Genomic DNA, 24,192 nt, shown 5'->3' with positions numbered 1-24,192 from the left:
GGGGCGCGTCGAAGCCGGTCAGGCTTCGATGCGACCCTTGAGTTTGTTCATCGCGTTCTTTTCCAGCTGACGAATCCGCTCGGCGGACACGTTGTACTTGGCTGCCAGGTCGTGCAGCGTCGCCTTCTCCTCGGCCAGCCAGCGCTGGTAGAGGATGTCGCGGCTGCGCTCGTCCAGGCCTTCCAGCGCCTCGTGCAGGCTGGCGGTGGAGCTGTCGCTCCAGTCCGCTTCCTCCAGCTGGCGCGCCGGGTCGTAGCGATGATCTTCCAGATAATGCGCCGGAGACTGGTAGGCGCTTTCGTCGTCGGCATCGGCCGCCGGATCGAAGGCCATGTCCTGCCCGGTGAGACGGCTTTCCATCTCGCGGACTTCGCGGGCTTCGACGCCCAGGCTTTCGGCGACGCGGTGAACTTCGTCGTTGCTCAGCCAGGCCAGACGCTTCTTCTGGCTGCGCAGGTTGAAGAACAGCTTGCGCTGCGCCTTGGTGGTCGCGACTTTCACGATCCGCCAGTTGCGCAGGATGAACTCATGGATTTCCGCCTTGATCCAATGGACGGCGAACGACACCAGGCGCACACCCATTTCCGGGTTGAAGCGCTTCACGGCCTTCATCAGGCCGACGTTGCCTTCCTGGATCAGATCGGCCTGAGCCAGGCCGTACCCGGAATAACTCCGGGCGATGTGCACGACGAAGCGCAGGTGCGCCAGAACCATTTGCCGTGCCGCTTCCAGGTCTTGCTGATAGAAGAGGCGTTCGGCCAGTTCGCGCTCCTGCTCCGGCGACAACAGCGGAATGCTGTTCACCGAATGCACATAGGCTTCCAGGTTTGCACCGGGAACCAGGGCATAAACAGGTTGCAGAGAAGTGGTCATGCGAATCCTCCGATTCACGAAACTCGCGCAGTGTAGCACTGCGAAATCTGACTGCAAGCGGGTGTAAAAGTTCCTTTACACTCTGCGAGAGTCAGTAAAATCAAGGGCTTCAGCGTGGCGCCAGCTCCCGCAGGTGGCGCGCCACGGCCAGCCAGGCACCGATCCAGCCCAGCAGCACGGCGCCGACGGTGAGCGACAGGCCGTCATCCACCGGCACGCCGGCGAGGGCGAAGTCGCTGCCGTAGAGCCCGGCCAGGTTGACTACCGCGCCGTTCAGCCAGTTCAGGCCGAAGGCCAGCAATGCCCAGGACAGGATGCCCGCGCCCAGGCCGTACAACGCGCCCATATAGAGGAAGGGGCGGCGCACGTAACCGTCCGTCCCGCCGACCAGCTTGATCACCTCGATTTCGTTACGGCGGTTTTCAATGTGCAGGCGGATGGTGTTGCCGATCACCAGCAGCAGGGTCAGCACCAGCAAGAGCGTCAGGCCGAAGACGAAGCGGTCGCCCAGCTTGAGGATCGCCGACAGCCGCTCGACCCAGACCAGATCCAGCTGTGCCTGTTGTACACCCGGCAACTCGGACAAGCGTTGACGCAAGGCATCCAGTTGCGCCTTGTCGATCTGCTTGGGTGTCACCGAGATCACCGCCGGCAGCGGGTTGTCGGGTAATTCCTTCAGGGCCTCGCCCAGACCGGACTGTTCCTGCAATTCCTTCAGCGCATCGTCGCGGCTGATCAACTGCGCCTCGATCACATCGGGCATTTTCTCGATCTGTTCGCGCAGGTCCTGCCCTTGGGAGTCGCTGGCCTTCAGGTCGAGGAACAGGGAAATCTGTGCGGCGCGCTGCCAGGAGCCGCCGAGGCGCTCGACGTTGCCCAGCAACAGCGACAGGCCCATAGGCAGGCTGAGGGTGATGCCCATCACCAGGCAGGTGAAGAAGCTGCCGAAGGGATGGCTGAACAGGCGATGCAGGCTGTCGGCCAGGCTGGCTCGGTGGCTTTCCGCATAGGCGGCCAGCGAGGCGCTCTGGTCCTGGTTCTCGTGCTCGTCCGGGCGCTCGCGGGTGTTGCGCTGCGGCGTGCCCTCTTCCGGGCCGTGGGGCAGGTCATTGGCGCTCATCAGGCGGTCTCCTCGCGGTCGGCGATGATGCGGCCGCGCTGCAGGGTGATCATCCGGTGGTGCATCCGCGCGATCAGCGCCAGGTCGTGGCTGGCGATCAGCACGGTGGTGCCCAGGCGGTTGATGTCTTCGAAGACGGCCATGATTTCCGAGGCCAGGCGCGGGTCGAGGTTACCGGTGGGCTCGTCCGCCAGCAGCAGGGCCGGACGATGCACCACCGCGCGGGCGATGCCGACGCGCTGTTGCTGGCCGGTGGAGAGGTCGGACGGCAGGTCCTGGGCCTTCTCCTTGAGGTTCACCCGCTCCAGCGCCGCTTCGACGCGGTAGGCGATGTCCGCCTTGGGCAGGCCGAGGATCTGCATCGGCAGGGCGACGTTGTCGAACACGCTGCGGTCGTTGAGCAGTTGGTGGTTCTGGAACACCACGCCGATCTGCCGGCGCAGGAAGGGAATCTGCGCGGTGGAGATGCGCGAGACGTCCTGCCCGCCGAGCAACAGCTTGCCGGAGGTGGGCCGTTCCATCGCCAGGATCAGCCGCAGCAGGGTGCTCTTGCCCGCGCCGGAGTGGCCGGTGACGAACATGATCTCGCCGCGCGGCACGCGGAACGAGATCTCGTGCAGGCCGACATGGCCGTTGGGGTAGCGTTTGCCAACCTGCTCGAAACGGATCATGCGATTTCCCGGGTCTCGAAGAGTGCGCGGACGAAGGCGTCGGCCTCGAAGGTTCGAAGATCGTCGATCCCTTCGCCGACACCGATGTAGCGAATCGGCAGGCCGAACTGCTTGGCCAGGGCGAAGATCACCCCGCCCTTGGCGGTGCCGTCCAGTTTGGTCAGGGCCAGGCCGGTGAGTTCCACGGCGTTGTTGAACTGCTTGGCCTGGTTGATGGCGTTCTGCCCGGTGCCGGCGTCCAGCACCAGCAGGACTTCGTGGGGAGCCGTCTGGTCCAGCTTGCCGATCACCCGGCGCACCTTCTTCAGCTCTTCCATCAGGTTGTCCTTGGTATGCAGGCGACCGGCGGTATCGGCGATCAGCACGTCCACACCACGAGCCTTGGCGGCCTGCACCGCGTCGAAGATCACCGAGGCGGAGTCCGCGCCGGTGTGCTGGGCGATCACCGCGATGTTGTTGCGCTCGCCCCAGACCTGCAACTGCTCGACGGCGGCGGCGCGGAAGGTGTCGCCGGCGGCGAGCATGACCTTCTTGCCATCCTGCTGCAGCTTCTTGGCCAGCTTGCCGATGGTGGTGGTCTTGCCGACGCCGTTCACGCCGACCACCAGGATCACGTAGGGCTGCTTGTCGGCGGCAATGGTCAGCGGCTGCTCGACGGGGCGCAGCAGGCCGGCCAGTTCTTCCTGCAGGGCCTTGTACAGCGCTTCGCTGTCGGCCAGTTCCTTGCGCGCCACGCGCTTGGTCAGGTTCTGCACGATGGTGGTAGTGGCCTCGACGCCGACGTCGGCGGTCAGCAGGCGGGTTTCGATCTCGTCGAGCAGGTCGTCGTCGATGGCCTTCTTGCCCAGGAACAGGCTGGCCATGCCTTCGCCAAGGCTGGCGCTGGTCTTCGACAGGCCCTGCTTGAGGCGGGCGAAGAAACCGAGCTTGCCCGGCTCGCTGGCGGCGGGCTTGGCCTGCGGCTCAGGCTGCGGGGCGGGCTCGGGTTCAGGCTGGGCGACCACGGCGGGCGCTTCGGCAACAGGTTCTGGCTGAACGGGCGCAGCGACAGGCGCCGGCTCGACCGGCTCGACCGGCTGGACCGTCTGGACCGCCGCCTGCGGCGCCTCGGCAACAACCGGCTGCGCAACGGATTGCGGCGCGGGTTGCGCGGCGGGCTGCGCCAGCGGCTCGACCGGCACGCTGGCGGGCACCACGTCGACTATCGGTTCGGGAGCAGGCTCGGGCGTCGGCTCTGCGCGCGGGGCGGCCGGAGCCTGTTCGGGTGCGGGAACCGGTTCGGCGGCAACGGGCTGCTCGACCTGCTGCTCGGCTTCGGCTACGGGCTGCTCCTCCGCCTGCGGCTTCTTGCGCCACCAGCCGAACAGACCCTTCTTCTCCCCGGCTGGCGGGGCCTTTTTGTCGTCGTTGGAACCAAACATGTAGGGATCGAATCTCTAGGGGACGCCACGGAATCAGGCGGCAAAAACGCCTCGAAACAGCTTTGAGAAGCCCTGAACGTGGCCGCCCGGAAAACGGATGGGTATCCTAGCATCTCCTCGCCCGCCGGGGTTAAGAGGCTGGCCGCCAGCCTGCATAGACCCTGCGGATAGCCCGAAAGGTTCATTCGACGATGAAAACCCCTGCACGCCGTCATGCCGGCCTGCTGCTCGGCACCCTGTTGCTTCCGCTGATGGCGGTTGCCGCAGATCCGCAGCCCACCCATGAATACACCCTGGACAACGGCCTGAAGGTCGTGGTCCGCGAAGACCACCGCGCACCCGTGGTGGTTTCCCAGCTCTGGTACAAGGTTGGCTCCAGCTACGAGACGCCCGGCCTCACCGGCCTCTCCCACGCCCTGGAGCACATGATGTTCAAGGGCAGCCGCAAGCTCGGCCCCGGCGAGGCCTCGCGCGTGCTGCGCGACCTCGGCGCGGAAGAGAACGCCTTCACCACCGACGACTACACCGCCTACTACCAGGTGCTGGCCCGCGACCGCCTGCCAGTGGCGCTGGAGCTGGAGGCCGACCGCATGGCCCATCTAGCCCTGCCGCCCGACCAGTTCAACAGCGAGATCGAGGTGATCAAGGAAGAACGCCGCCTGCGCACCGACGACAAGCCCAATTCGCTGGCCTTCGAGCGCTTCAAGGCCGCCGCCTACCCCGCCAGCGGCTACCGCACGCCGACCATCGGCTGGATGGCCGACCTGCAGCGCATGACCGTCGACGACCTGCGCCACTGGTACCAGGCCTGGTACGCGCCGAACAACGCCACCCTGGTGGTGGTCGGCGACGTCAGCGGCGACGAGGTGAAGGCCCTGGCGCAGAAGTACTTCGGCGAGATCCCCAGGCGCGACCTGCCCGCCGCGCGCAAGCCGCTGGAACTGGCCGAACCCGGCGAGCGCCGCCTGACGCTGCACGTGCGCACCCAGTTGCCGAGCCTGATCATGGGCTTCAACGTGCCGAGCCTGGGCAGCACCGACAACCCGCGCGAGGTCAACGCCCTGCGCCTGCTCTCGGCGATCCTCGACGGCGGCTACAGCGCCCGCCTGGCCTCGCGTCTGGAGCGCGGTGAGGAAATCGTCGCCGGCGCCTCCGCCTCCTACGACGCCTTCGCCCGCGGCGACAGCCTGTTCTTCCTCTCCGCGACGCCCAACGTGCAGACCGGCAAGACCCTCGACCAGGTCGAAACCGCCCTCTGGCAGCAACTGGAAGAACTGAAGAAAGCTCCGCCAAGCAAGGAAGAGCTGGAGCGCGTGCGCGCCCAGGTCATCGCCGGGCTGGTCTACGAGCGCGACTCCATCGCCAGCCAGGCCAGCACCATCGGCGAGCTGGAAAGCGTCGGTCTGTCCTGGAAGCTGGCCGACCAGGACCTGCAATCCCTGCAGGCGGTCACTGCCGAGGACATCCAGAAAGCCGCTCGCACCTATTTCACCCGTTCCCGCCTGACCCTCGCCCAGGTCCTGCCGGAAGTCGCCACCGACAAGGAGCCGAGCCATGAGTGAACGCAATGGCCTGCGCTACGGCCTGGTCGGGCTGATCGTCATCGCGCTGATCGCCGGACTGCTGCTGTTCGTTTCCCGCCCTGCCGCCAATGCCGAAGCCGCCAGGCCGGCCATCGAGCCGAGCGCGCCCACCGGCCTGCAATCCCTCGCCGAAGCCGCCGGCAAGGCGCCCGGCCACCGCAAGCTGGACATCCAGCAATGGCAGACCGCCGAAGGCGCCCGCGTGCTCTTCGTCGAAGCCCATGAGCTGCCGATGTTCGACCTGCGCCTGACCTTCGCCGCCGGCAGCAGCCAGGACGGCGACAGCTACGGCCTGGCCATGCTGACCAACGCCATGCTCAACGAAGGCGTGCCCGGCAAGGACACCAGCGCCATCGCCGCCGGTTTCGACGACCTGGGCGCCAACTTCGGCAACGGCTCCTACCGCGACATGGCGGTGGCCAGCCTGCGCAGCCTGAGCGAGCCAACCAAGCGCGACGCCGCGCTGGCGCTGTTCGACCAGGTGATCGGCCAGCCGACCTTCCCCGAGGACGCCCTGGTGCGCATCAAGAACCAGGTGCTGGCCGGTCTCGAATACCAGAAGCAGAACCCCGGCAAGCTGGCCGGCCTCGAACTGTTCAAGCGACTGTATGGCGGGCACCCCTACGCCCACTCCAGCGACGGCAACGAGAAGTCGATCCCGAAGATCACCACCACCCAGCTGCGTGCCTTCCACCAGAAGGCTTATGCCGCCGGCAACACGGTCATCGCGCTGGTCGGCGACCTGACCCGCGAGCAGGCTGAAGCCATCGCCAACAGCGTGTCGAAATCCCTGCCCAAGGGCCCTGCCCTGCCCGCACCGGGCGAGCCGCAGATGCCCAGGGCCGGCGTCACCCACATCGAGTTCCCGTCCAAGCAGACCCAGCTGATGCTGGCGCAACTGGGCATCACCCGCAGCGACCCGGACTACGCCGCGCTCTACCTGGGCAACCAGATCCTCGGCGGCGGCGGCTTCGGCACCCGCCTGATGGACCAGGTGCGCGAGAAGCGCGGCCTGACCTACGGCGTGTACTCCGGCTTCACCGGCATGCAGTCGCGCGGGCCGTTCACCATCGGCCTGCAGACCCGCGCCGAAATGAGCGAAGGCACCCTCAAGCTGGTCCAGGACATCGTTCGCGACTACCTCGACAAGGGCCCGACGCAGAAGGAACTGGACGACGCCAAGCGCGAGCTGGCCGGCAGCTTCCCGCTGTCCACCGCGAGCAACGCCGACATCGTCGGCCAGCTGGGCGCCATCGGCTTCTACGGCCTGCCACTGGACTACCTGGAAACCTTCCTCAGCCAGGTGCAGGCGCTGAGCGTCGAGCAGGTGCGGCAAGCCATGCGCCGGCACCTCGACCCGGACGGTTTCGTCATCGTTACCGCCGGTCCCAGCGTGCCGCAGAAACCGCTGCCGCCCCCCACCGACAAACCCGCCGAGCAACCCACCGGCGTACCGGAGCACTGATGAGCAAACGTCCCGGCGGCGCCCCGCGCGCCGCACAGAAGCCCCACGGCGGCCAGGGCCAGCTGCGCATCATCGGCGGCGAGTGGCGCAGCCGGCGCTTCGCCTTCCCCGACGGCCCGAGCCTGCGCCCGACCCCGGACCGGGTGCGCGAAACCCTGTTCAACTGGCTGGCGGCCTACGTCCCCGGCGCTCGCGTGCTGGACCCCTTCGCCGGCAGCGGCGCGTTGTTCCTCGAGGCCCTGTCGCGCGGCGCCAGCACGGGCCTGGCGCTGGATACCAACGCCGAAGCGGCCGCCGCCCTGCGCGGCCACCTCGGCACCCTCCGGTGCGACAACGGCCAGGTCCTGCTGAGCGACGCCCTGCGCTACCTGGAAAGCCAACCGGCGACCCCGTTCGACCTGGTGTTCCTCGACCCACCCTTCCATCAGGACCTGCTGCAGAACGCCTGCCACCTGCTGGAAGCGCGCGGCTGGCTGGCCAGGGACGCCTGGGTCTACACCGAAAGCGAAGCCGCACCGTCCAGCCTCGGTCTGCCGGGCAACTGGCGGCTACACCGGGAAAAGAAGGCCGGTGCGGTGCACTACGCGCTGTGGCATCGGGAAGGCTGATCGCTCATATCGACTTCCCGACATCGACGGTGCTGGTGCGCACCAGCTCCACACCGTCGACCACCATCTTCCATTGGCTACCGTCCTGGTAGGGCGGCCTGGAGACCTTGAAGTGCGTGTCGAACGGACCGAACCCCACGGTGAATCCGTCGGCTTCGTAGCGCTTGATCGGCGCCTCGATGGACTTTGAAGTACTGCCCGAAATCCGCTTGTAGGCAACACGGCCGTCCGCTGTAACCAGCAAGCTCATCTCCGCTGACGTCCATAAGCCGACGTATGACCGGTGCTCCTGCGGCACCGGCTCGCCACACGCGGCCAGCCACAATGCCAGGCTCAACGCCGCGATTTGCTTCCACATGCCATCCCCTCCTTTGCGTGGGTTTCCCTGGCGGCGGATGCACAAGGCATCCATTGCACGGCCGACTTGGCGTTACTATCACAGCTCGTCGGCCCATTTGATCCGTGATGACTATACCCTCCCCGTTCAAACCCGCCTGGTGGCTCCCCGGCCCGCACCTGCAGACGCTCTACGGCTCCCTGCTGCGCCAGTTGCCGAGCCTTGCGCGCATCCGCGAGCGGCTGTGGCTGGAGGACGGCGATTTCATCGACCTGGACTGGCACGGCCCGCATGAGGCCGATACGCCGCTGGTGCTGGCGCTGCACGGGCTGACCGGCTCCTCGTCCTCGCACTACATCCTCGGTCTGCAGCAGCAACTGGCGGCACAGGGCTGGGCCAGCGTGGCGCTGAACTGGCGGGGCTGTTCCGGGGAATCGAACCTGCTGCCGCGCGGCTACCACTCCGGCGTCAGCGAAGACCTCGCCGCCGTGGTCACTCACCTGCGGGCGAAGCGGCCGATGGCGCCGCTCTATGCCGTGGGCTATTCGCTGGGCGGCAACGTGCTGCTCAAGTACCTGGGCGAGTCCTCCGCCGGATGCCCATTGCACGGCGCGGTGGCGGTATCGGTGCCGTTCCGCCTGGACCAGTGCGCCGACCGCATCGGCATCGGTTTCTCCAAGGTCTATCAGGCGCATTTCATGCGTGAGCTGGTGGCCTACGTGCAGACCAAGCGCCAGGCCTTCGCCGCTGGCGGCCATGCGGAAAACCTCGCCACGCTGGAGCGCCTCGGGCCGCTGGACGGCATGCGCACCTTCTGGGATTTCGACGACCGGGTGACCGCGCCGCTGCACGGTTTCGCCGACGTCCACGACTACTATCGCCGCGCGTCGAGCCGCTATTACCTGGGCGGCATCCGCGTGCCGACCCTGGTCATCCAGTCCAGCGACGATCCCTTCATTCATGCCCGGAGCATTCCGCAGGCCGGCGAGCTGTCGACGTCCACCGAACTGGAGCTGCAGGCCCACGGCGGCCATGTCGGCTTCATCGGCGGCTCGCCGGGGCGACCGGATTACTATCTGGAGCGCCGCATCCCACAATGGCTGCGGCAGCGGCACGGCGCCTGACTGCCCTGGATCAGCCGGTCGTGGCCGCAATGGGGCAGACTGGAGGCGTACCCAGGAAGGGAAGGCCGGACAGGAGTGATGCCATGACCGACACAGCGCTGACGATTCTGCACAACCCGGTACTAAGCGATGCGCAGTGCGCCGGGATCGCCGCGCTTTATCGCGCGGTGGGCTGGGGTTCGCCCGGTACGGCGCAGGAAATACGCGAGCTCTACGAGTTCTCCAGCTACACCCTGCTGGCCCTGGACGGCGAACAGGTCATCGGCCTGCTACGGGCCGAGAGCGAAACGGCGCAGACCACCTGGCTGGCGGAAATCGCCGTGCTGCCGGGTTTCCAGTCGCGTGGCGTGGGGCACCTGCTGATGACGCGCTTCCTGGCCGATCATCCGCAGCGCACGCTCTATACCGATGCAACCGAGGGGGTGGAGGAGTTCTTCGTGCGTCACGGTATTGCACTGCGCCGGCCGAGGGTGCCGGGGCCGCGCAAGGCGGGGGCTTGAGAGGGATAGCGCGCGACGAGAGCCCCTCACCCTAGCCCTGGCTGCGCGCCTCGCTCCTGAGGGAGAGGGCTGGGGTGAGGGAGAAACAGCCACGCGAAAGTATCGGCGCTGCTCGAACCCCTCGGAAAATCAACCTTCCAGCGGCACGTACAACCGATCGAACACCGCCGCCACCGCCTCGCGCGCATCGGGAGCGATGTGTCCGCTCTCCAGCGCCAGCACCTGGTAGAGCCCCCGGCGCAGCTCGCCTTCGCTGAGGTCGCCAGCCACTTCGCGGGTGGTGCACAGGAAACGCACCCAGGAGGTGAGGATGATCCAGGCGTTGAGGGTCAGGGATTCGAGCTGGGTGTCGTCCATCAGCAGGATGCCGGCGTCGACGAAGCCGCGATAGACCGTCTTGGCGTTGACCAGCGCGCGGCGGGCGAAGCTGCGGTAGTTGGCGGCCAGCTCCGGGTCGGCGTCGAGCAGGTGTTCGAGGTCCCGGTGCAGGAAGCGGTAGCGCCACATCGCCGCCAGCAGCGACTCCAGGTAGTAGATCTTGTCTTCCACCGTCAGCGCGCGGCCTTCGGGCAGGCGCAGGAACTGATCCACCTGTCCTTCGTACTCGGTGAACAGCTCGGCGATGATCGCCTGCTTGTTACGGTAGTGGTAGTACAGGTTGCCCGGCGAAATCCCCAGGTGTGCGGCGATGTGGTTGGTGGTGACGCTGCGTTCGCCCTGGGCGTTGAACAGCTCCAGGCTGGCCTGGGCGATACGCTCGCGGGTCTTGATGCGTGGGGCCATTCGCGGAACTCGTGAAAACGGATTGCGGGGCAAAGGTACACCGATTGCTACCGCGTAACACCTGGGCGGGCACCTTCCAGCATTTCGTTGGCTGGGCCCGGCGAAGTGGAAACGGCATGCTGATTGACAGTCTAGAGTAATTGCTCTAAAAATCCAGCAACAGCATAACAACGCGAAGCGTCCGAAACTCTTGCGGGAAATTCCCGGACCGCTTCCCCAGCCGCTTCCGCCAAGGAGCCCCGTCATGGTCGCCGACCTCGCCTACCTGCAGCAGAGCCAGCAGCAGATCAGCCAGCTGGAATCCCTCCTCGAGCGCCAGCGCCAGGCCTATCGCGCCAATCCGATGCCCGACGCCGGCCAGCGCATCGCCTGGCTGAAAAGCCTTGCCAACCTGCTGGTGAGCGAGCAGCAGGCGATCATCGAGGCGATCAGCAGCGACTTCAGCAACCGCGCCGCCGACGAGACCCTGCTGGCCGAGGTGATGCCCAGCCTGCACGGCGTGCACTACGCCGCCAAGCGCGTGAAGAAGTGGATGAAGCCCTCGCGCCGCAGCGTGGGCATGCAGTTCATGCCGGCCTCGGCCAAGGTCATCTACCAGCCGCTGGGCGTGGTGGGCGTGATCGTGCCGTGGAACTACCCGCTGTTCCTCGCCATCGGCCCGCTGACCGGCGCCCTGGCCGCCGGCAACCGGGTGATGATCAAGATGAGCGAATCCACCCCGGCCAGCGCGCGCATGCTCAAGGCGCTGCTGGGCAAGATCTTCCCCGAGGACATGGTGGCGGTCGTCGAAGGCGAGGTGGAGGTGGGCGTGGCCTTCTCCAAGCTGCCCTTCGACCACCTGCTGTTCACCGGCGCCACCAGCATCGGCAAGCATGTTATGCGCGCCGCCGCCGAGAACCTCACCCCGGTGACTCTGGAGCTGGGCGGCAAGTCGCCGGCCATCATCTCGGCCAGCGTGCCGATGAAGGACGCCGCCGAGCGCATCGCCTTCGGCAAGTCGCTCAACGCCGGGCAGACCTGCGTGGCGCCGGACTACGTACTGGTGCCGCATAACCGTGTCGACGAGTTCGTCGAGAGCTACCGCCAGGTGGTCCAGGGCTTCTTCCCGAAACTGGAGAACAACCCGGACTACACCGCGATCATCAACGAGCGCCAGCTGTCGCGCCTGAACGGCTACCTGGCCGACGCCCAGTCCCGCGGCGCCACGGTCATCCCGCTGTTCCCACAGGCCCAGGGCCGCCGCCTGCCGCAAGCGCTGCTGCTGAACGTGACCGACGAGATGAAGGTGATGCAGGAGGAAATCTTCGGCCCGCTGCTGCCGGTGATCCCCTACCAGAACCTCGACCAGGCACTGCACTACATCAACGAACGCGACCGCCCGCTGGCGCTGTACTACTTCGGCTACGACAAGCGCGAGCAGGACCACGTACTGGCCCAGACCCATTCGGGCGGCGTGTGCCTGAACGACACCCTGCTGCACGTGGCCCAGGACGACATGCCCTTCGGCGGCGTCGGCCCGTCGGGCATGGGGCACTACCACGGCCACGAAGGCTTCCTGACCTTCAGCAAGGCCAAGGGTGTGTTCAGCAAGCCGCGTTTCAATGCCGCCCGGGTGATCTACCCGCCCTACGGCAAGTCGCTGCAGAAGCTGGTCTACAAACTGTTCATCCGCTGACCTTTCCGGCCGCCGGCCACCCCGGCGGCCCTCCCGCACAGGTGAAACAACAAGAATGACAGACACCTCCCTGAGCGCGCCGGGCCTGTCCCGGCGCGGCGTCCTCAAGATCGGCCTGATGGGCAGCGCCTTCCTCGCCACCGCCGGCGTCACGGCCACCCTCAGCGGCTGTTCGGCCAGCGCTCCGGCCAATGGCTACAACGTGCTGCGCGACTCCGACATGCCCTTCCTGCGCGCGCTGATCCCGGTGATGCTGGCCGGCGCCGTGCCGGCCGAACGCATGGCCGAGGCGGTCAAGGGCACCCTGGAAAGCCTCGACTACAGCCTCCATCGCCTCTCGCCGGAGATGCTCAAGCTCACCGTCCAGCTGTTCGACGTGCTCGCCCTGCCGATCACCCGCGGCCCGCTGACCGGCATCTGGGGCAGTTGGGAGAACGCCAGCGCCGCGGACGTGAAGCACTTCCTCGAACGTTGGCAGAACAGTTCGATCTCGCTGCTGAAGATGGGCCACAGCTCGCTGCTGCAGTTGGTCCTGATGGCCTGGTATGGCCGCCCGGAATCCTGGGGCCACTGCGGCTACCCCGGCCCGCCGAAGGTCTGAGCCCGCCAGAACAACCAGAATTAGCCTGAGAGAATCCCGATGCCTGTACCCGATCTGTTCGCCGCCGGCCTGGCCGGTGGCTGGAAAGTCCATGACGGCTCGCGCCTGGAAAACGACCTGACCCTCGAAGCCGACGTGGTCATCGTCGGCACCGGCGCGGGCGGCGGCACCACCGCCGAAATCCTCAGCGCCGCCGGCTACAAGGTGCTGCTGGTGGAAGAAGGGCCGCTCAAGACCAGCTCCGACTTCAAGATGCAGGAAGCCGACGCCTACCCGAGCCTGTACCAGGAAGGTATCGGCCGGATGAGCAAGGATGGCGCCATCACCATCCTCCAGGGCCGCGCCGTGGGCGGCACCACCCTGGTCAACTGGACCTCCAGCTTCCGCACGCCGGAACCGACCCTGGAACACTGGGCCAAGGAGCACGGCGTCAAGGGTCACAGCGTGGCCGAGATGGCGCCCTGGTTCGAGAAGATGGAACAACGCCTGGGCGTCGCGCCCTGGGCGCTGCCGCCGAACGCGAACAACGACGTGATCCGCAAGGGTTGCGACAAGCTCGGCCTGCACTGGAAGGTCATCCCGCGCAACGTGCGCGGCTGCTGGAACCTGGGCTATTGCGGGATGGGCTGCCCGACCAACGCCAAGCAGTCGATGCTGGTGACCACCATCCCGGCCACCCTGGATAAAGGCGGCGAGCTGCTTTTCCTGGCCCGTGCCAACCGCCTGCTGATCGACGGCGACAAGGTCAGCGGCCTGGAATGCCTGGCCCTGGACGAACGCTGCGTCGCCCCCACCGGCCGCAAGATCACCGTCAAGGCGCGCCACTACGTGCTCTCCGGCGGCGGCATCAACACCCCGGCGATCCTCATGCGCTCCAAGGCGCCGGACCCCAACGGCCGCGTGGGCCAGCGCACCTTCCTGCACGTGGTGAACTTCAGCGCCGCGCTGTTCGACGAAGTGATCAATCCCTTCTACGGCGCGCCGCAGTCGATCTACTCCGACCACTTCCAGTGGGACGACGGCGCCACCGGACGCATGTCCTACAAGCTCGAAGTGCCGCCGCTGCAACCGGCGCTCAGCGCCACCCTGCTCGGCCGCTTCGGCGAAGACAACGCCCTGCGCATGGAACAGCTGCCGCACACCAACGTGATCCTCGCCCTCATGCGCGACGGCTTCCACCCGGACAGCGCCGTCGGCACCGTCAGCCTGCGCGGCGACGACACGCCGGTGCTCGACTACCAGATGACCGACTACACCTGGGACGGCATCCGCCGCGCCTTCCACACCATGGCCGACATCCAGTTCGCCGCCGGCGCCAAGGCCGTGCTGCCGATGCATGCCGACGCCGGCTATGTGAAGAGCGCCAAGGAAGTCCACGCCCTGATCGACGGCCTCAGCCTGGAGCTCTACCGCACCCGACTGGGCAGCGCCCACGTGATGGGCGGCTGCGCGATGGGCGAGGACCCCGGGCAGGCGGTGTGCGACAGCCTCGGCCGTCACCACCAGTTGCAGAACCTGTCGATCCACGACGGCTCGCTGTTCCCCACCAGTATCGGCGCCAACCCGCAGTTGTCGGTCTACGGTCTCACCGCGCAGCTTTCCGCCGCGCTGGCCGAGCGACTGGGCAAGGCCTAATACGAACCCCGCCCCATGCCGGGCGGCCTTTCGCAGGAGCGAGCTTGCTCGCGAACAGGGTTTACCGGAGACATCAGAGCTGGGCGGTTCGCGAGCAAGCTCGCTCCTACAAGGGCCGGGTACTTTCGGCGCAATCTGGCGGACGCAGGATTGCGGGGAACGCCCGGTCCTTGTTCGCGAACCAACGCCGCGGCGAAGTTGTTCGCGAGCAAGCTCGTTACCAGGAGACAACAATCGGCAAACCGCGCGCGCAGGCTCTGGAATGGGGCCTGCGCGGGACTGTCCGGTCCGTCACTTATAAACTCCGGTAGTCCGTGTGCGGAAGCACTACCAAGGTCGCTTGGCCCCACGGACCTGCTGCGTTACCATCCGCCCGCTATTGCCCAGCCTGCCAACAAGAGCCGACCAGGACGCCGCGATGAATCGAGTGCTGTACCCGGGTACCTTCGACCCCATCACCAAAGGCCATGCAGATCTGGTCGAACGCGCCTCGCGGCTGTTCGACCAGGTGATCATTGCCGTCGCCGCCAGCCCCAAGAAAAACCCCCTGTTCCCGCTGGAACAACGCGTAGAGCTGGCCCGCCAGGTCACCTCGCACCTGCCCAATGTCGAAGTCGTCGGCTTCTCCTCGCTGCTCGCGCATTTCGCCAAGGAACAGAACGCCAACATCCTGCTGCGCGGCCTGCGCGCGGTGTCGGACTTCGAGTACGAGTTCCAGCTGGCCAACATGAACCGCCAGCTCGCCCCCGACCTGGAAAGCATGTTCCTCACGCCGTCGGAGAAGTACTCCTTCATCTCCTCCACCCTGGTGCGCGAGATCGCGGCGCTGGGCGGCGATATCGCCAAGTTCGTCCATCCCGCGGTGGCCAACGCCCTGGCCGAGCGCTTCAAGCGCTGACCGCGACGCCGCCACGGATGGCGGCCGCCCCGATTCCAGAGCCCCTTCCGCCGGGCCGCGTGCACTGCGCGCGCCGATGCGGCACAATTTCACCATTGTGCTACCGATCGCCGTGGGCCCTTCCACGGTTGGAGTTGTTCGATGTCCCTGAAAATCACCGACGATTGCATCAACTGCGACGTCTGCGAACCCGAGTGCCCCAATGCTGCGATCTCCCAGGGTGAGGAGATCTACGTCATCGACCCGAACCTGTGCACCGAATGCGTCGGCCACTACGACGAACCGCAGTGCCAGCAGGTCTGTCCGGTCGACTGCATCCCGCTCGACGAAAACAACGTCGAGAGCAAGGATGAGCTGATGGAGAAATACAAGAAGCTCACCGGCAAGGCCTGATCCCTCGCGTTTCGACATTTTTTCATTGAGTTCTCACAAACCGCCGGGCTGCGGGATTGTCTATCCTCCTACCTTCGCCCCATTAGGTTTCCGGCCGGCACAGCCGGCGGTTCGTGAGATGCCATGTCCCTGTTGAATTTCCGCTCCCGCGCTTCCCTGCTCGGCGTCTGCAGCCTCCTGCTGCTCAGCGCCGCCCTGCATGCCGCGGAACACCCGGCCCAGGCCAGCGTCGCCACGGCGCACCCATCGGCTACCGTTGCCGGCCTGGAGACCCTTGCCGACGGCGGCAATGCCTTCGACGCCGCCGTGGCCATCAGCGCCGCGCTGGCGGTGGCCGAACCCTACGGCTCGGGCCTGGGCGGCGGCGGTTTCTTCCTGCTGCGCCAGGCGGGCGATCCGCCGACCTACCGCTTCATCGACGCCCGCGAGCGCGCCCCGCTGACCGCCCACGCGCGCATGTACGAGCGCAACGGCAAGGTCGACCCGCAACTGTCGCTCAACGGCGCGCTCGCCGCCGGCATCCCCGGCCTGCCCGCCGCGCTCGCGGACATCACCAGCCGCTACGGCAGGAAGACCCTGGCCAATAACCTGGTCCCGGCGATCCGTCTGGCCACCGACGGCGTCTCCGTCGACCGCATCTACATCGACCGCGCCTCCTGGCGCCTGGACGCGATGCGCAAGGACCGCGAGACCGCGCGCATCTTCCTCGCCCAGGGCAACCTGCCCGAAGAATGGGACCTGCTGCGCCAGCCGGAACTGGCGCGCACCCTGGAGCGCCTGGCGCGCTACGGACGCATCGGCTTCTACGAAGGGGAAACCGCCGAGAAACTGGTCGAGGGCGTGCGCGCCGCCGGCGGTATCTGGAGCCTGGAGGACCTGGCCAGCTACCGCACCGTCGAACGCCAGGCCCTGCGCTTCCCACTGGACGGCGGGCGCGAGCTGATCAGTGCGCCACCGCCCTCCGCCGGCGGCGTCGCCCTGGCCCAGAGCCTGGGGATGTTGCAGCAACTGCCCTGGCAGAAGGCCGAGCCGGTTCAGCGCGCCCACTATGTGGTGGAAGTGCTACGCCGCGCCTACCGCGACCGCGGCCTGCTGGGCGACCCCGACCGCGTCGCCAACCCGCTGCCGCAACTGCTCGCCCCCGCCTACCTCAAGCGACTGGCCGACGGCATCGACCCACAGCGCGCCACCCCCAGCTCATCGCTGCCCGCAACGCCCGCCTGGCGCGAGGGCGACCACACCACCCATTTCGTGGTCATGGATGCCGATGGCAACGCCGTAGCCGCGACCCTCTCGGTCAACCTGCCGTTCGGCGCGGCCTTCACCGTGCCCGGCACCGGCGTGCTGCTCAACGACGAGATGGACGACTTCGCCACCGACGTCAGCGGCGCCAATGCCTACCAGTTGGCCGGCAGCCAGGCCAACGCCGTGGCGTCGGGCAAGCGCCCACTGTCGAGCATGAGCCCGAGCTTCATCGAGAGCCCGACGGAGCTGGCGGCGTTCGGCACCCCCGGCGGCAGCCGCATCCCCAGCATGGTGCTGCTGGCGATGCTGGACTACCTGGACGGCAAGCCGGTGCAGCGCTGGGTATCTTCCCCGCGCTATCACCATCAGTATCTGCCGGACGTGATCGAGCACGAACCGCGCACCTTCAGCGGCAGCGAAATGGCCGAACTGAATCGCCGTGGCTACTCGCTCAAGGATGTCGGCCGCGCCTACGGCAACCAGCAGGTGCTGCTGTGGAACAAGAAGTCCGGCGAGGTGCAGTCCGCCAGCGACCCGCGCGGCATCGGTCTGGCCACCGAACTGGCGGCGCCGCTGCGCTGACCCGGACAGACTGATCAGGGGAGGATCAGGGCCGGCGCGTCGTCGTCCTCGTGCGGTTCGAACAGGCCGTGTTCGGTGCCCAGCTGCAACACGTTGCGCAGACTCTGGATGATGCGGCTGACGTAGCCCAGGTCGTTCATCAGCGAACTGGTCTGCAGGCCGTCCAGCTCCTGCCGGCGCACGGCGGCGAACAGACGCTGGCGGAAGGCCGCGTCGAACGCCGCCGCACTCTCGTCGAGTAGTTGCAGGCGTGCGTGCAGCGCGTCTGCGGGCAGCTCGCCGCCGATCAAGGCGCCCACCGCCCGCACTTCCCGCAGCATGCCGAGCAGGTGCCGGCGCAGTTCCAGATAGGCCTCGCGCATGGCCGAGGGTTCGCCCAGCAGCGCCTGGCCGAGGTTCTTCTGCAAGTGTTTGGCATCCTTCACCGCATCGACCAGTTGCAGCGCCACCACCTGACAGGACAGCCAGAGACGCTGGTGCTCATCGTCCAGCGGCACGTCCAGGCGGCCCATGAAGCTCAGCAGGTCGCCATAGACGCCCTTGATGTGGCGCTGGTAGAGCACTTCCGCGGACAGCGCGTGGCGATCCGGCGCGGCCAGCAACTGGCGTTCGTCCACTCGCGGCTGGTTGAGCATCTCCACCGGCAGGTACAGCGCGTGGCAGATCACCTCGATGCTCAGGCGGCCGAGGTGGCGCAGTTCCTGAAGCACCGCACTGGCCGAGGCATCGGCGGAATCCAGCGCCCGTTCGTTGAGGTAGCGCGCATGGGTGCGCTCGAGGGTCGGCAGCGCCGGCGCCATGTCGGTGATCAGCACCGGCGGCTCCTCCACTTCCGGCAGCCAGCGCGCCAGCGCGGTGGCCAGCGCGCCCTGCAGCGGCCAGAACAGCGCCACGCCCATGCCGTTGAACAGGCTGTGGAACAGCGCCAGCTGGATCATCGGGTTGTCCGCCAGCCCCAGCGGCGTCACCAGCCAGTGCACCAGCCAGGTCAGCGGCGAGAGCAGGAAGAACGCCAGCACCCCGGTGACCACGTTGAACAGCACGTGCGCCAGCGCCAGCCGCTGCCCGCTGCGGTTGCCGCCCAGGGAGCCAACGAAGGCCGTGGTGACACTGCTGCCGACGTTGGAGCCGATGGCGATCGCCAGGCTCTGGCCCAGCTCCAGCTGGCCGCCGGCCAGGGCGGCGAGAGTCAGCATCAGGGTCGCGTGGCTGGATTGCAGCACCACGGTGATGAGGATGCCGAAGGTGACGAACAGCAGCGCGCCGAGCATGCCTTCCGAACGCAGCTCGCTCATGTCCATCGCATCGCCGAAGCTTCCGAAACCTTCCTTGATCTGGTCGATGCCCAGGAAGATGAAGGCGATCCCCAGCAGGATGCGTCCGGCGGCCTTGCTCCTGGCGCCGTTGAAACCCATCAGCACGCCGAGGACCAGCAGCGGCAGCGCCAGCGGGCTCAGGCTCAGGTTCTGCCCGGCCAGGGCGAGCAGCCAGATGCCGCTGGTGGCGCCCAGATTCGCGCCGAACAGGATGGCGATGCCACCGGCCAGCTGGATCAGCCCGGTACTGATGAAGGCAATGGTGAGCAGGGAAACCAGGGTGGAAGATTGCAGCAGGAAGGTGCCGAAGAGGCCGAACAGCAGGCTCTTGCCCCGGGTCGCGGTGCTCTTTTCGAGCCAGCGCTCCAACTGGCTGCCGGCCAGGTCGCGCAGCCCTTCTTCCAGGCACTGCATGCCGAACAGGAACAGCGCCAGCCCGGCTCCCAACTGCAGCAGGCCGGCACTGGACCAGAAGCTGTAGCCGAGCCCCACGGCAACCAGCAGCAGAAGCACTGGACGCAGATGCTTCTTCAGCCGGGTCGTTTCCATACGCTACCTGCTCAACGCATCGCCGCCGATGCGCTCCCTATCACAGGGCGGCCCGAAGGCAGCCGCCCCCTATCGACGGAAATCAGTCCTGCTTGTAGCCGCTCGTGGTGCACCCCAGGCAACGCACGAAGGCCGCCTTGCCCGGCTCGACCACCAGCGCCTGGCCCGCTTCCTTGACGTTACCGCCCAACGCGCTGAACGGCAGGGTCACCACGAATGCCGCGGCGCCCACCACGGTGGCGGCGATCAGCAGCGGACGCGCGAAGATCAGGTCGCCCATCATGGCATAGCCCGGCGGAGCCTCGACGGTGTAGATCGGATCGCCGCTGGAGTTGGCCGTCACTTCATCGGCAGCGACCGGCATCGCCGACAGCCCACAAGTCAAAGCCAGGACAGCGGCGGTGGTGCGAAACAGGTTCATGGAAGGAAGTCCTTTTTTATGTAGTTGGGCAGGCAGACTGCCAGTAACTATAACAGCGCTCCATGACTTGTCGCGTGACCGCCTTCAATCGCCGAAGAATGCATATTCAGGCTTTTTCGGTACGAACGGCTGGTAGAAATCCAGCATCCGCCGCAGGTCCCCCGCTTCGTCTCCGGTCGGCCAGTAAGGCTCGCCAATGACGATGCGCCGCCCCGGATAATCCAGCGCCGCCAGCACGATGGGCACGCCCGCGCCACGGGCGATGTGGTAGAAGCCCATTTTCCAGCGCTCGACCTTCTTGCGCGTACCCTCCGGCGAGAGGATCAGCATCATCTCGCGGCTCTCATGGAAGGCCTGTACCGCCTGGTCCACGGTATTGAGCTTGAGATGGCGCTGGATCGGAATCCCGCCCCAGCGGCGCATCATCCCGCCCAAGGGCCCGCTGAACAGGGTGTGCTTGCCGAACCAGCGTGCATTCAGGCGCAGCACGAACTTGGCGGCGAGGAACAGCACGAAGTCCCAGTTGGAGGTGTGGTGGGCGCCGATCACCACGAACTTGTCGAGGGCGGGCAGCGAGCCTTCGATGCGCCAGCCCGAAAGGCGCAGCATGGCGTGGCCGAGCGCCTCGGCGAACGGATTGCGGGGCAGATAATTGCCGGACATGAATCACCTGGCGGCCCCCTCGCAAGGGGCCATTGTTGTTATGGGTTGGGGTGCGACAGGTTAACGGCGACGGGAAACGTCAACGTTGGCAGCGCGGACAGTACACGCTGGCGCGCTGGCCGAGGCGAACCTCGCGCAGGGTCGAGCCACACACCTTGCAGAACTCGCCACCGCGTCCGTAGACGAACAGCTCCTGCTGGAAGTAGCCCGGCTGGCCGTCGCCGCCGACGAAATCGCGCAGCGTGGTGCCGCCGCGCTCGATGGCGATCGCCAGGATGCGCTTGATCTCCTGCGCCAGCTTCAGGTAGCGGGCACGGGAGATGGAGCCGGCCTCGCGGCGCGGATCGATGCCGGCGGCGAACAGCGCCTCGGTGGCGTAGATGTTGCCCACGCCGACCACCACCGCGTTGTCCATGATGAAGGGCTTCACCGCCATGCTGCGGCCACGGGACAGCTGGTACAGCCGCTCGCCCTCGAAGGCGTCGGTCAACGGCTCCGGCCCGAGGTGGCGCAGCAATTCGTGCTCCAGCGGCGCCTGGCTCCACAGCAGCGCGCCGAAACGCCGGGGATCGGTGTAGCGCAGCGCCAGGCCCGACTCCAGCTCGATGTCCACGTGCTCGTGGCGCGCCGCCGGTAGCCCGCATTCGACCAGGCGCAGACTGCCCGACATGCCCAGGTGGCTGATCAGCGTGCCGACCTCGGCATTGAGCAACAAGTATTTGGCGCGCCGCTCCACCTGCAGGATGCGCTGCCCGGAGAGACGTACGTCGAGATCCTCCGGGATCGGCCAGCGCAGACGGCGTTCGCGGACGATCACGCGGCTGACGCGCTGGCCTTCGAGATAGGGCGCGATGCCCCGGCGGGTGGTTTCGACTTCGGGTAATTCAGGCATGGATCACGACGGCAGAAGAAGGTTTTTGTAGGAGCTTGCTCGCGAACGGGTCGACCGGCAACACCGGCGTCAGTCTGGTTCGCGAGCAAGCTCGCTTACGCAAAGCAGCAGGGCCAATCAGTCCAGCGCACGCGCCAGCTGGATCAGCTCCTCGCGCCACTCCGCGGCCTGCGGCAGGGCAAGGAACGAGGAGTTGAGGAAACTCTCCCGGGACTCATAGGTGAATGTCTGGCCATGCAGGTCGAGCACTTCACCGCCAGCGCCTTCCAGCACGCCCTGGGCCGCCGCGGTATCCCACTGCGAGGTGGGCGCCAGGCGCGGATAGCAGTCCGCCGCACCCTCGGCCAGCAGACAGAATTTCAACGAGCTGCCGATATTGGCCAGTTGCAGATCGCCGAATCGCTCCGCCAGGCCAGCCAGCAGGCGCTCCTGTGCAGGGCTCGAATGGCGCTTGCTGGCCACCACGGTGAAGGCTTCGCCGGGGCTGAGACGCACACCGATTTCCTGCGGCTCGCCACCGCGCTCCTCGCGCCACGCCCCGAGCCCGACACCACCGTAGTAGCAGCGGCCGCTGGCGGGGACACCGACCACACCGAGCACCACGCGACCGCGCTCGATCAGCGCCACGTTGACGGTGAACTCGTCACTACCGGCGATGAACTCCTTGGTGCCGTCCAACGGGTCCACCAGCCACCAGCGCGTCCATTGGGCGCGCGTCTCCAACGGGATGGCGCAGTCTTCCTCCGACAGCACCGGCACCTCCGGCGCCAACGCGCGCAGGCCGTCGGCCAGCAGGCGGTGGGCAGCCAGGTCGGCGGCGGTCACCGGCGACTCGTCGGCCTTCCGCTCGACGTCCAGTTCGCTCCGCCAGAACGGCAGGATCACGTCGCCAGCCTGCTGCACCAGGTCGATCACGGCGGGAAGGAAGGCATGTTTCACGGCTGGTATTCCCCGCGCTGGGTCAGCAGGTCACGCACCAGATAGAGCGCGGCCAGGGCGCGACCTTCGCTGAACTGGGCATGCTGGGCGAGGCTGGAAAGCTCGCGCAGGTTGATCTTGTCCACGCGCATCGGCTCGGGCTCGTCGCCGGGCAGCGTTTCCGCGTAGAGGTCGCGCGCCAGCACCACCTGGATACGCTGGCTCATGTAGCCCGGCGACAGCGACAGCTCGGTGATGTGCTCCAGCTCACGGGCGCCGTAGCCGGCCTCCTCCTTGAGCTCGCGGTCGGCGGCGGCGAGGATGTCCTCGCCCGGCTCCACAAGGCCCTTGGGCAGCGACAGCTGATATTCGTCGACCCCGGCGCAGTATTCCTCGACCAGGACCACGTGCTCGGCGTCGAGCATCGCGACCACCATCACCGCACCGTAGCCCTGTCCCTTGCCGACCAGACGCTCATAGGTGCGCTCGACGCCGTTGGAGAAGCGCAATTGCAGCTCTTCGACGGCAAACAGCCGGCTTTTGGCGACGATCTCGCGGGCGAGCACCGTGGGTTTCTGACGCATGGGGCAACTCCTGGGGGTGGCCGGGTCGGCTATGATAACCCGCCTTCTCCGATTGTCCGTGTCGGATCTTGCGCCGGGATCGCCGATCCGCCGCGCAATTGCGACACCCTTTTACCGAGCCTGCCATGCCAAGCCTGCCCTGGTCAGCCATCGACACCGTCCTGCTCGACATGGACGGAACCCTGCTCGACCTGCACTTCGACAACCATTTCTGGCTCGAACACCTGCCCCAGCGCTACGCCGAGCACCACGGCATCAGCCGCGCCCAGGCCGACGCCGAACTGCTGCCGCTGTTCCGCGACCACGCCGGACAGCTCAACTGGTACTGCCTGGATTTCTGGAGCCGCGAACTCAGGCTGTCGATCCGCGAGCTCAAGCGCGAAGTCGCCCACCTGATCGCCCTGCGCCCGGACGCCGACCTGTTCCTCGCCGCGCTGCGCCTCAACGACAAGCGCGCAGTGCTGATCACCAATGCCCACCGTGATTCGCTGTCGCTGAAACTGGAGCGCGTCGAGCTCGCGCCCTGGTTCGACCGCCTCATCAGCTCCCACGACTACGGCTACCCCAAGGAGGACCCGCAGTTCTGGCAGGCGCTGCAGGCCGACATCGGCTTCGATCCGGCACGCAGCCTGTTCATCGATGACAGCCTGCCGATCCTGCGCGCGGCACGGCACTTCGGCGTCGGCCATCTGCTGGCGGTGCGCCAGCCCGACAGCCGCGACGGCCCGAAGAACACCGAGGAATTCGCCGCCCAGGACAGCTACCGGACGCTGATCGAAGGGCTGTGAAACGAAGAGCCCGGCGCTGGGCCGGGCTCGTGGGTGTTACTCCGGAATCCGCAGCACCTGGCCGGGATAGATCTTGTCCGGGTGGCTGAGCATCGGCTTGTTCGCCTCGAAAATCTTCATGTAGGCGTTGGCGTTGCCGTACTCGGCCTTGGCGATGGCGCTCAGGGTGTCGCCCTTCTTCACGGTGACGAAACGCGCCTCCGGTGTCGGCGTGGCCACGCTGATATGGTCCTCGACACCGGACACCCCCGCGACGTTACCCAGGGCAAGCAGAATCTTCTCCTTCTCCTCCTGGCTGGCCACCTCGCCGGTGGCGATCACCTTGTCGCCCTCGACGCTGACCTGGATGTTCGGGTTGCCCAGACCAACCTTGGCGATATGCTCCTTGAGCGACTCGGCGGCCTGTGCCTCCTGGCCCACGATACTCTCCCAGAGTTTCTCGCCGGCTTCCTTCACAAACGCAAAAATGCCCATTTCCAACCTCCCTACGGTTACAGTGACAGCGGCCGGCATTGGGCAGACCGCGCGCGATAGGAGTCTAGTCGGC

At 66.8% G+C, this 24,192-nt stretch carries 25 protein-coding genes; 12 read left to right on the top strand and 13 right to left on the bottom strand.

Annotated features, from left to right (window positions below; translation table 11 throughout):
* Window positions 1-18: 18 nt before the first annotated feature.
* The 4 genes from rpoH to ftsY all read right to left on the bottom strand — a co-directional run bounded on the left by rpoH (window position 19) and on the right by ftsY (window position 4,085).
* Complete coding sequence (gene rpoH / locus H681_RS01695) at window positions 19-873, bottom strand: RNA polymerase sigma factor RpoH (RefSeq protein WP_015475110.1); 855 nt, start codon at window positions 871-873, stop codon at window positions 19-21.
* 109 nt (window positions 874-982) lie between these two features.
* A complete protein-coding gene (gene ftsX / locus H681_RS01690; protein WP_015475109.1) occupies window positions 983-1,993 on the bottom strand; it encodes a permease-like cell division protein FtsX in 1,011 nt (336 codons plus the stop codon).
* Window positions 1,993-2,664, bottom strand: a complete 672-nt coding sequence (gene ftsE / locus H681_RS01685; protein ID WP_015475108.1) for a cell division ATP-binding protein FtsE — start codon at window positions 2,662-2,664, stop codon at window positions 1,993-1,995. The genes ftsX and ftsE overlap by 1 nt, the downstream gene beginning before the upstream one ends.
* A complete protein-coding gene (gene ftsY, locus H681_RS01680) occupies window positions 2,661-4,085 on the bottom strand; it encodes a signal recognition particle-docking protein FtsY (RefSeq protein ID WP_015475107.1) in 1,425 nt (474 codons plus the stop codon). Before ftsY ends, ftsE begins: the two co-directional genes overlap by 4 nt.
* A 191-nt stretch (window positions 4,086-4,276) precedes the next feature.
* On the opposite strand from ftsY, the gene H681_RS01675 reads away from it, so the two are divergent.
* From H681_RS01675 to rsmD, 3 genes are read left to right on the top strand one after another with little or no spacing between them, the layout of a single operon-like run.
* Complete coding sequence (locus H681_RS01675; RefSeq protein ID WP_015475106.1) at window positions 4,277-5,647, top strand: M16 family metallopeptidase; 1,371 nt, start codon at window positions 4,277-4,279, stop codon at window positions 5,645-5,647.
* Complete coding sequence (locus tag H681_RS01670; RefSeq protein ID WP_015475105.1) at window positions 5,640-7,133, top strand: M16 family metallopeptidase; 1,494 nt, start codon at window positions 5,640-5,642, stop codon at window positions 7,131-7,133. The genes H681_RS01675 and H681_RS01670 overlap by 8 nt, the downstream gene beginning before the upstream one ends.
* Window positions 7,133-7,741 (top strand): 16S rRNA (guanine(966)-N(2))-methyltransferase RsmD, encoded by a 609-nt coding sequence (rsmD, locus tag H681_RS01665; protein ID WP_015475104.1) that lies wholly within the window; start codon window positions 7,133-7,135, stop codon window positions 7,739-7,741. The genes H681_RS01670 and rsmD overlap by 1 nt, the downstream gene beginning before the upstream one ends.
* Before the next feature lie 4 nt (window positions 7,742-7,745).
* On the opposite strand, the gene H681_RS01660 is transcribed toward rsmD, so the two are convergent.
* The gene (locus tag H681_RS01660) at window positions 7,746-8,099 is read right to left on the bottom strand and encodes a hypothetical protein (RefSeq protein WP_015475103.1); all 354 of its coding nucleotides are present in this window, start codon (window positions 8,097-8,099) and stop codon (window positions 7,746-7,748) included.
* A 107-nt stretch (window positions 8,100-8,206) separates the two neighbouring features.
* On the opposite strand from H681_RS01660, the gene H681_RS01655 reads away from it, so the two are divergent.
* Both H681_RS01655 and H681_RS01650 read left to right on the top strand, forming a co-directional pair.
* Window positions 8,207-9,202, top strand: coding sequence for a hydrolase (locus tag H681_RS01655; RefSeq protein ID WP_015475102.1), 996 nt, complete (start codon window positions 8,207-8,209; stop codon window positions 9,200-9,202).
* An 83-nt stretch (window positions 9,203-9,285) separates the two neighbouring features.
* Window positions 9,286-9,702 carry a GNAT family N-acetyltransferase gene (locus tag H681_RS01650; protein WP_015475101.1) on the top strand — a complete coding sequence of 139 codons (417 nt, stop codon included), beginning with the start codon at window positions 9,286-9,288 and terminating at the stop codon, window positions 9,700-9,702.
* Window positions 9,703-9,831: 129 nt separating this feature from the next.
* On the opposite strand, the gene H681_RS01645 is transcribed toward H681_RS01650, so the two are convergent.
* Window positions 9,832-10,485, bottom strand: coding sequence for a TetR/AcrR family transcriptional regulator (locus tag H681_RS01645; protein WP_015475100.1), 654 nt, complete (start codon window positions 10,483-10,485; stop codon window positions 9,832-9,834).
* 244 nt (window positions 10,486-10,729) lie between these two features.
* Between H681_RS01645 and H681_RS01640 the strand changes: the two genes are divergently transcribed.
* The 6 genes from H681_RS01640 to H681_RS01615 all read left to right on the top strand — a co-directional run bounded on the left by H681_RS01640 (window position 10,730) and on the right by H681_RS01615 (window position 17,514).
* Window positions 10,730-12,160 carry a coniferyl aldehyde dehydrogenase gene (locus H681_RS01640; RefSeq protein WP_015475099.1) on the top strand — a complete coding sequence of 477 codons (1,431 nt, stop codon included), beginning with the start codon at window positions 10,730-10,732 and terminating at the stop codon, window positions 12,158-12,160.
* A gap of 55 nt (window positions 12,161-12,215) precedes the next feature.
* Complete coding sequence (locus H681_RS01635; RefSeq protein WP_015475098.1) at window positions 12,216-12,761, top strand: hypothetical protein; 546 nt, start codon at window positions 12,216-12,218, stop codon at window positions 12,759-12,761.
* Between the two features lie 39 nt (window positions 12,762-12,800).
* Window positions 12,801-14,396, top strand: coding sequence for a GMC family oxidoreductase (locus tag H681_RS01630; RefSeq protein ID WP_015475097.1), 1,596 nt, complete (start codon window positions 12,801-12,803; stop codon window positions 14,394-14,396).
* Between the two features lie 418 nt (window positions 14,397-14,814).
* Window positions 14,815-15,294 (top strand): pantetheine-phosphate adenylyltransferase, encoded by a 480-nt coding sequence (coaD, locus tag H681_RS01625; protein WP_015475096.1) that lies wholly within the window; start codon window positions 14,815-14,817, stop codon window positions 15,292-15,294.
* A 141-nt stretch (window positions 15,295-15,435) separates the two neighbouring features.
* Window positions 15,436-15,687 carry a YfhL family 4Fe-4S dicluster ferredoxin gene (locus H681_RS01620; RefSeq protein WP_015475095.1) on the top strand — a complete coding sequence of 84 codons (252 nt, stop codon included), beginning with the start codon at window positions 15,436-15,438 and terminating at the stop codon, window positions 15,685-15,687.
* Window positions 15,688-15,810: 123 nt separating this feature from the next.
* A complete protein-coding gene (locus tag H681_RS01615; protein WP_015475094.1) occupies window positions 15,811-17,514 on the top strand; it encodes a gamma-glutamyltransferase family protein in 1,704 nt (567 codons plus the stop codon).
* A 14-nt stretch (window positions 17,515-17,528) separates the two neighbouring features.
* Here the strand turns inward: H681_RS01615 and H681_RS01610 are convergent, their stop codons facing one another.
* The 6 genes from H681_RS01610 to nudE form a co-directional block, all read right to left on the bottom strand.
* Window positions 17,529-19,379 carry a Na/Pi cotransporter family protein gene (locus tag H681_RS01610; protein WP_015475093.1) on the bottom strand — a complete coding sequence of 617 codons (1,851 nt, stop codon included), beginning with the start codon at window positions 19,377-19,379 and terminating at the stop codon, window positions 17,529-17,531.
* A gap of 82 nt (window positions 19,380-19,461) precedes the next feature.
* Window positions 19,462-19,800: a hypothetical protein gene (locus H681_RS01605; protein WP_015475092.1), complete on the bottom strand. Its 339-nt coding sequence runs from the start codon at window positions 19,798-19,800 to the stop codon at window positions 19,462-19,464.
* A gap of 84 nt (window positions 19,801-19,884) precedes the next feature.
* A complete protein-coding gene (locus tag H681_RS01600; RefSeq protein ID WP_015475091.1) occupies window positions 19,885-20,463 on the bottom strand; it encodes a lysophospholipid acyltransferase family protein in 579 nt (192 codons plus the stop codon).
* Window positions 20,464-20,542: 79 nt separating this feature from the next.
* Entirely contained in the window at window positions 20,543-21,355 is an 813-nt protein-coding gene (mutM, locus tag H681_RS01595) for a bifunctional DNA-formamidopyrimidine glycosylase/DNA-(apurinic or apyrimidinic site) lyase (protein ID WP_015475090.1), read from the bottom strand.
* Between the two features lie 117 nt (window positions 21,356-21,472).
* Window positions 21,473-22,294 (bottom strand): 3'(2'),5'-bisphosphate nucleotidase CysQ, encoded by an 822-nt coding sequence (cysQ, locus tag H681_RS01590; RefSeq protein WP_015475089.1) that lies wholly within the window; start codon window positions 22,292-22,294, stop codon window positions 21,473-21,475.
* On the bottom strand, window positions 22,291-22,857 hold the full coding sequence (gene nudE, locus H681_RS01585; RefSeq protein ID WP_015475088.1) for an ADP compounds hydrolase NudE: 567 nt from the start codon (window positions 22,855-22,857) through the stop codon (window positions 22,291-22,293). The genes cysQ and nudE overlap by 4 nt, the downstream gene beginning before the upstream one ends.
* A 125-nt stretch (window positions 22,858-22,982) precedes the next feature.
* Between nudE and yrfG the strand changes: the two genes are divergently transcribed.
* Entirely contained in the window at window positions 22,983-23,645 is a 663-nt protein-coding gene (gene yrfG, locus H681_RS01580) for a GMP/IMP nucleotidase (RefSeq protein WP_015475087.1), read from the top strand.
* 36 nt (window positions 23,646-23,681) lie between these two features.
* Here yrfG and lysM read toward each other — a convergent pair whose 3' ends face one another.
* Window positions 23,682-24,119 (bottom strand): peptidoglycan-binding protein LysM, encoded by a 438-nt coding sequence (gene lysM / locus H681_RS01575; protein ID WP_015475086.1) that lies wholly within the window; start codon window positions 24,117-24,119, stop codon window positions 23,682-23,684.
* Between the last annotated feature and the right edge of the window lie 73 nt (window positions 24,120-24,192).

Source organism: Pseudomonas sp. ATCC 13867 (genome assembly GCF_000349845.1).
Lineage (GTDB): Bacteria > Pseudomonadota > Gammaproteobacteria > Pseudomonadales > Pseudomonadaceae > Pseudomonas.
Note: the sequence above shows the minus strand (reverse complement) of the source record. Positions and strands in the feature narration are given on the sequence as shown.

Excerpts from the sequence above, each read along its gene's own strand:
- rpoH (WP_015475110.1), bottom strand. The coding sequence starts at position 873 with ATGACCACTTCTCTGCAACCTGTTTATGCCCTGGTTCCCGGTGCAAAC.
- H681_RS01655 (WP_015475102.1), top strand. The coding sequence starts at position 8,207 with ATGACTATACCCTCCCCGTTCAAACCCGCCTGGTGGCTCCCCGGCCCG.
- H681_RS01635 (WP_015475098.1), top strand. The coding sequence starts at position 12,216 with ATGACAGACACCTCCCTGAGCGCGCCGGGCCTGTCCCGGCGCGGCGTC.
- H681_RS01605 (WP_015475092.1), bottom strand. The coding sequence starts at position 19,800 with ATGAACCTGTTTCGCACCACCGCCGCTGTCCTGGCTTTGACTTGTGGG.
- coaD (WP_015475096.1), top strand. The coding sequence starts at position 14,815 with ATGAATCGAGTGCTGTACCCGGGTACCTTCGACCCCATCACCAAAGGC.
- ftsY (WP_015475107.1), bottom strand. The coding sequence starts at position 4,085 with ATGTTTGGTTCCAACGACGACAAAAAGGCCCCGCCAGCCGGGGAGAAG.
- lysM (WP_015475086.1), bottom strand. The coding sequence starts at position 24,119 with ATGGGCATTTTTGCGTTTGTGAAGGAAGCCGGCGAGAAACTCTGGGAG.
- H681_RS01600 (WP_015475091.1), bottom strand. The coding sequence starts at position 20,463 with ATGTCCGGCAATTATCTGCCCCGCAATCCGTTCGCCGAGGCGCTCGGC.
- rsmD (WP_015475104.1), top strand. The coding sequence starts at position 7,133 with ATGAGCAAACGTCCCGGCGGCGCCCCGCGCGCCGCACAGAAGCCCCAC.
- H681_RS01650 (WP_015475101.1), top strand. The coding sequence starts at position 9,286 with ATGACCGACACAGCGCTGACGATTCTGCACAACCCGGTACTAAGCGAT.
- H681_RS01660 (WP_015475103.1), bottom strand. The coding sequence starts at position 8,099 with ATGTGGAAGCAAATCGCGGCGTTGAGCCTGGCATTGTGGCTGGCCGCG.
- H681_RS01675 (WP_015475106.1), top strand. The coding sequence starts at position 4,277 with ATGAAAACCCCTGCACGCCGTCATGCCGGCCTGCTGCTCGGCACCCTG.
- mutM (WP_015475090.1), bottom strand. The coding sequence starts at position 21,355 with ATGCCTGAATTACCCGAAGTCGAAACCACCCGCCGGGGCATCGCGCCC.
- H681_RS01645 (WP_015475100.1), bottom strand. The coding sequence starts at position 10,485 with ATGGCCCCACGCATCAAGACCCGCGAGCGTATCGCCCAGGCCAGCCTG.
- ftsX (WP_015475109.1), bottom strand. The coding sequence starts at position 1,993 with ATGAGCGCCAATGACCTGCCCCACGGCCCGGAAGAGGGCACGCCGCAG.
- yrfG (WP_015475087.1), top strand. The coding sequence starts at position 22,983 with ATGCCAAGCCTGCCCTGGTCAGCCATCGACACCGTCCTGCTCGACATG.
- nudE (WP_015475088.1), bottom strand. The coding sequence starts at position 22,857 with ATGCGTCAGAAACCCACGGTGCTCGCCCGCGAGATCGTCGCCAAAAGC.
- H681_RS01640 (WP_015475099.1), top strand. The coding sequence starts at position 10,730 with ATGGTCGCCGACCTCGCCTACCTGCAGCAGAGCCAGCAGCAGATCAGC.
- H681_RS01670 (WP_015475105.1), top strand. The coding sequence starts at position 5,640 with ATGAGTGAACGCAATGGCCTGCGCTACGGCCTGGTCGGGCTGATCGTC.
- H681_RS01610 (WP_015475093.1), bottom strand. The coding sequence starts at position 19,379 with ATGGAAACGACCCGGCTGAAGAAGCATCTGCGTCCAGTGCTTCTGCTG.
- H681_RS01620 (WP_015475095.1), top strand. The coding sequence starts at position 15,436 with ATGTCCCTGAAAATCACCGACGATTGCATCAACTGCGACGTCTGCGAA.
- H681_RS01630 (WP_015475097.1), top strand. The coding sequence starts at position 12,801 with ATGCCTGTACCCGATCTGTTCGCCGCCGGCCTGGCCGGTGGCTGGAAA.
- ftsE (WP_015475108.1), bottom strand. The coding sequence starts at position 2,664 with ATGATCCGTTTCGAGCAGGTTGGCAAACGCTACCCCAACGGCCATGTC.
- H681_RS01615 (WP_015475094.1), top strand. The coding sequence starts at position 15,811 with ATGTCCCTGTTGAATTTCCGCTCCCGCGCTTCCCTGCTCGGCGTCTGC.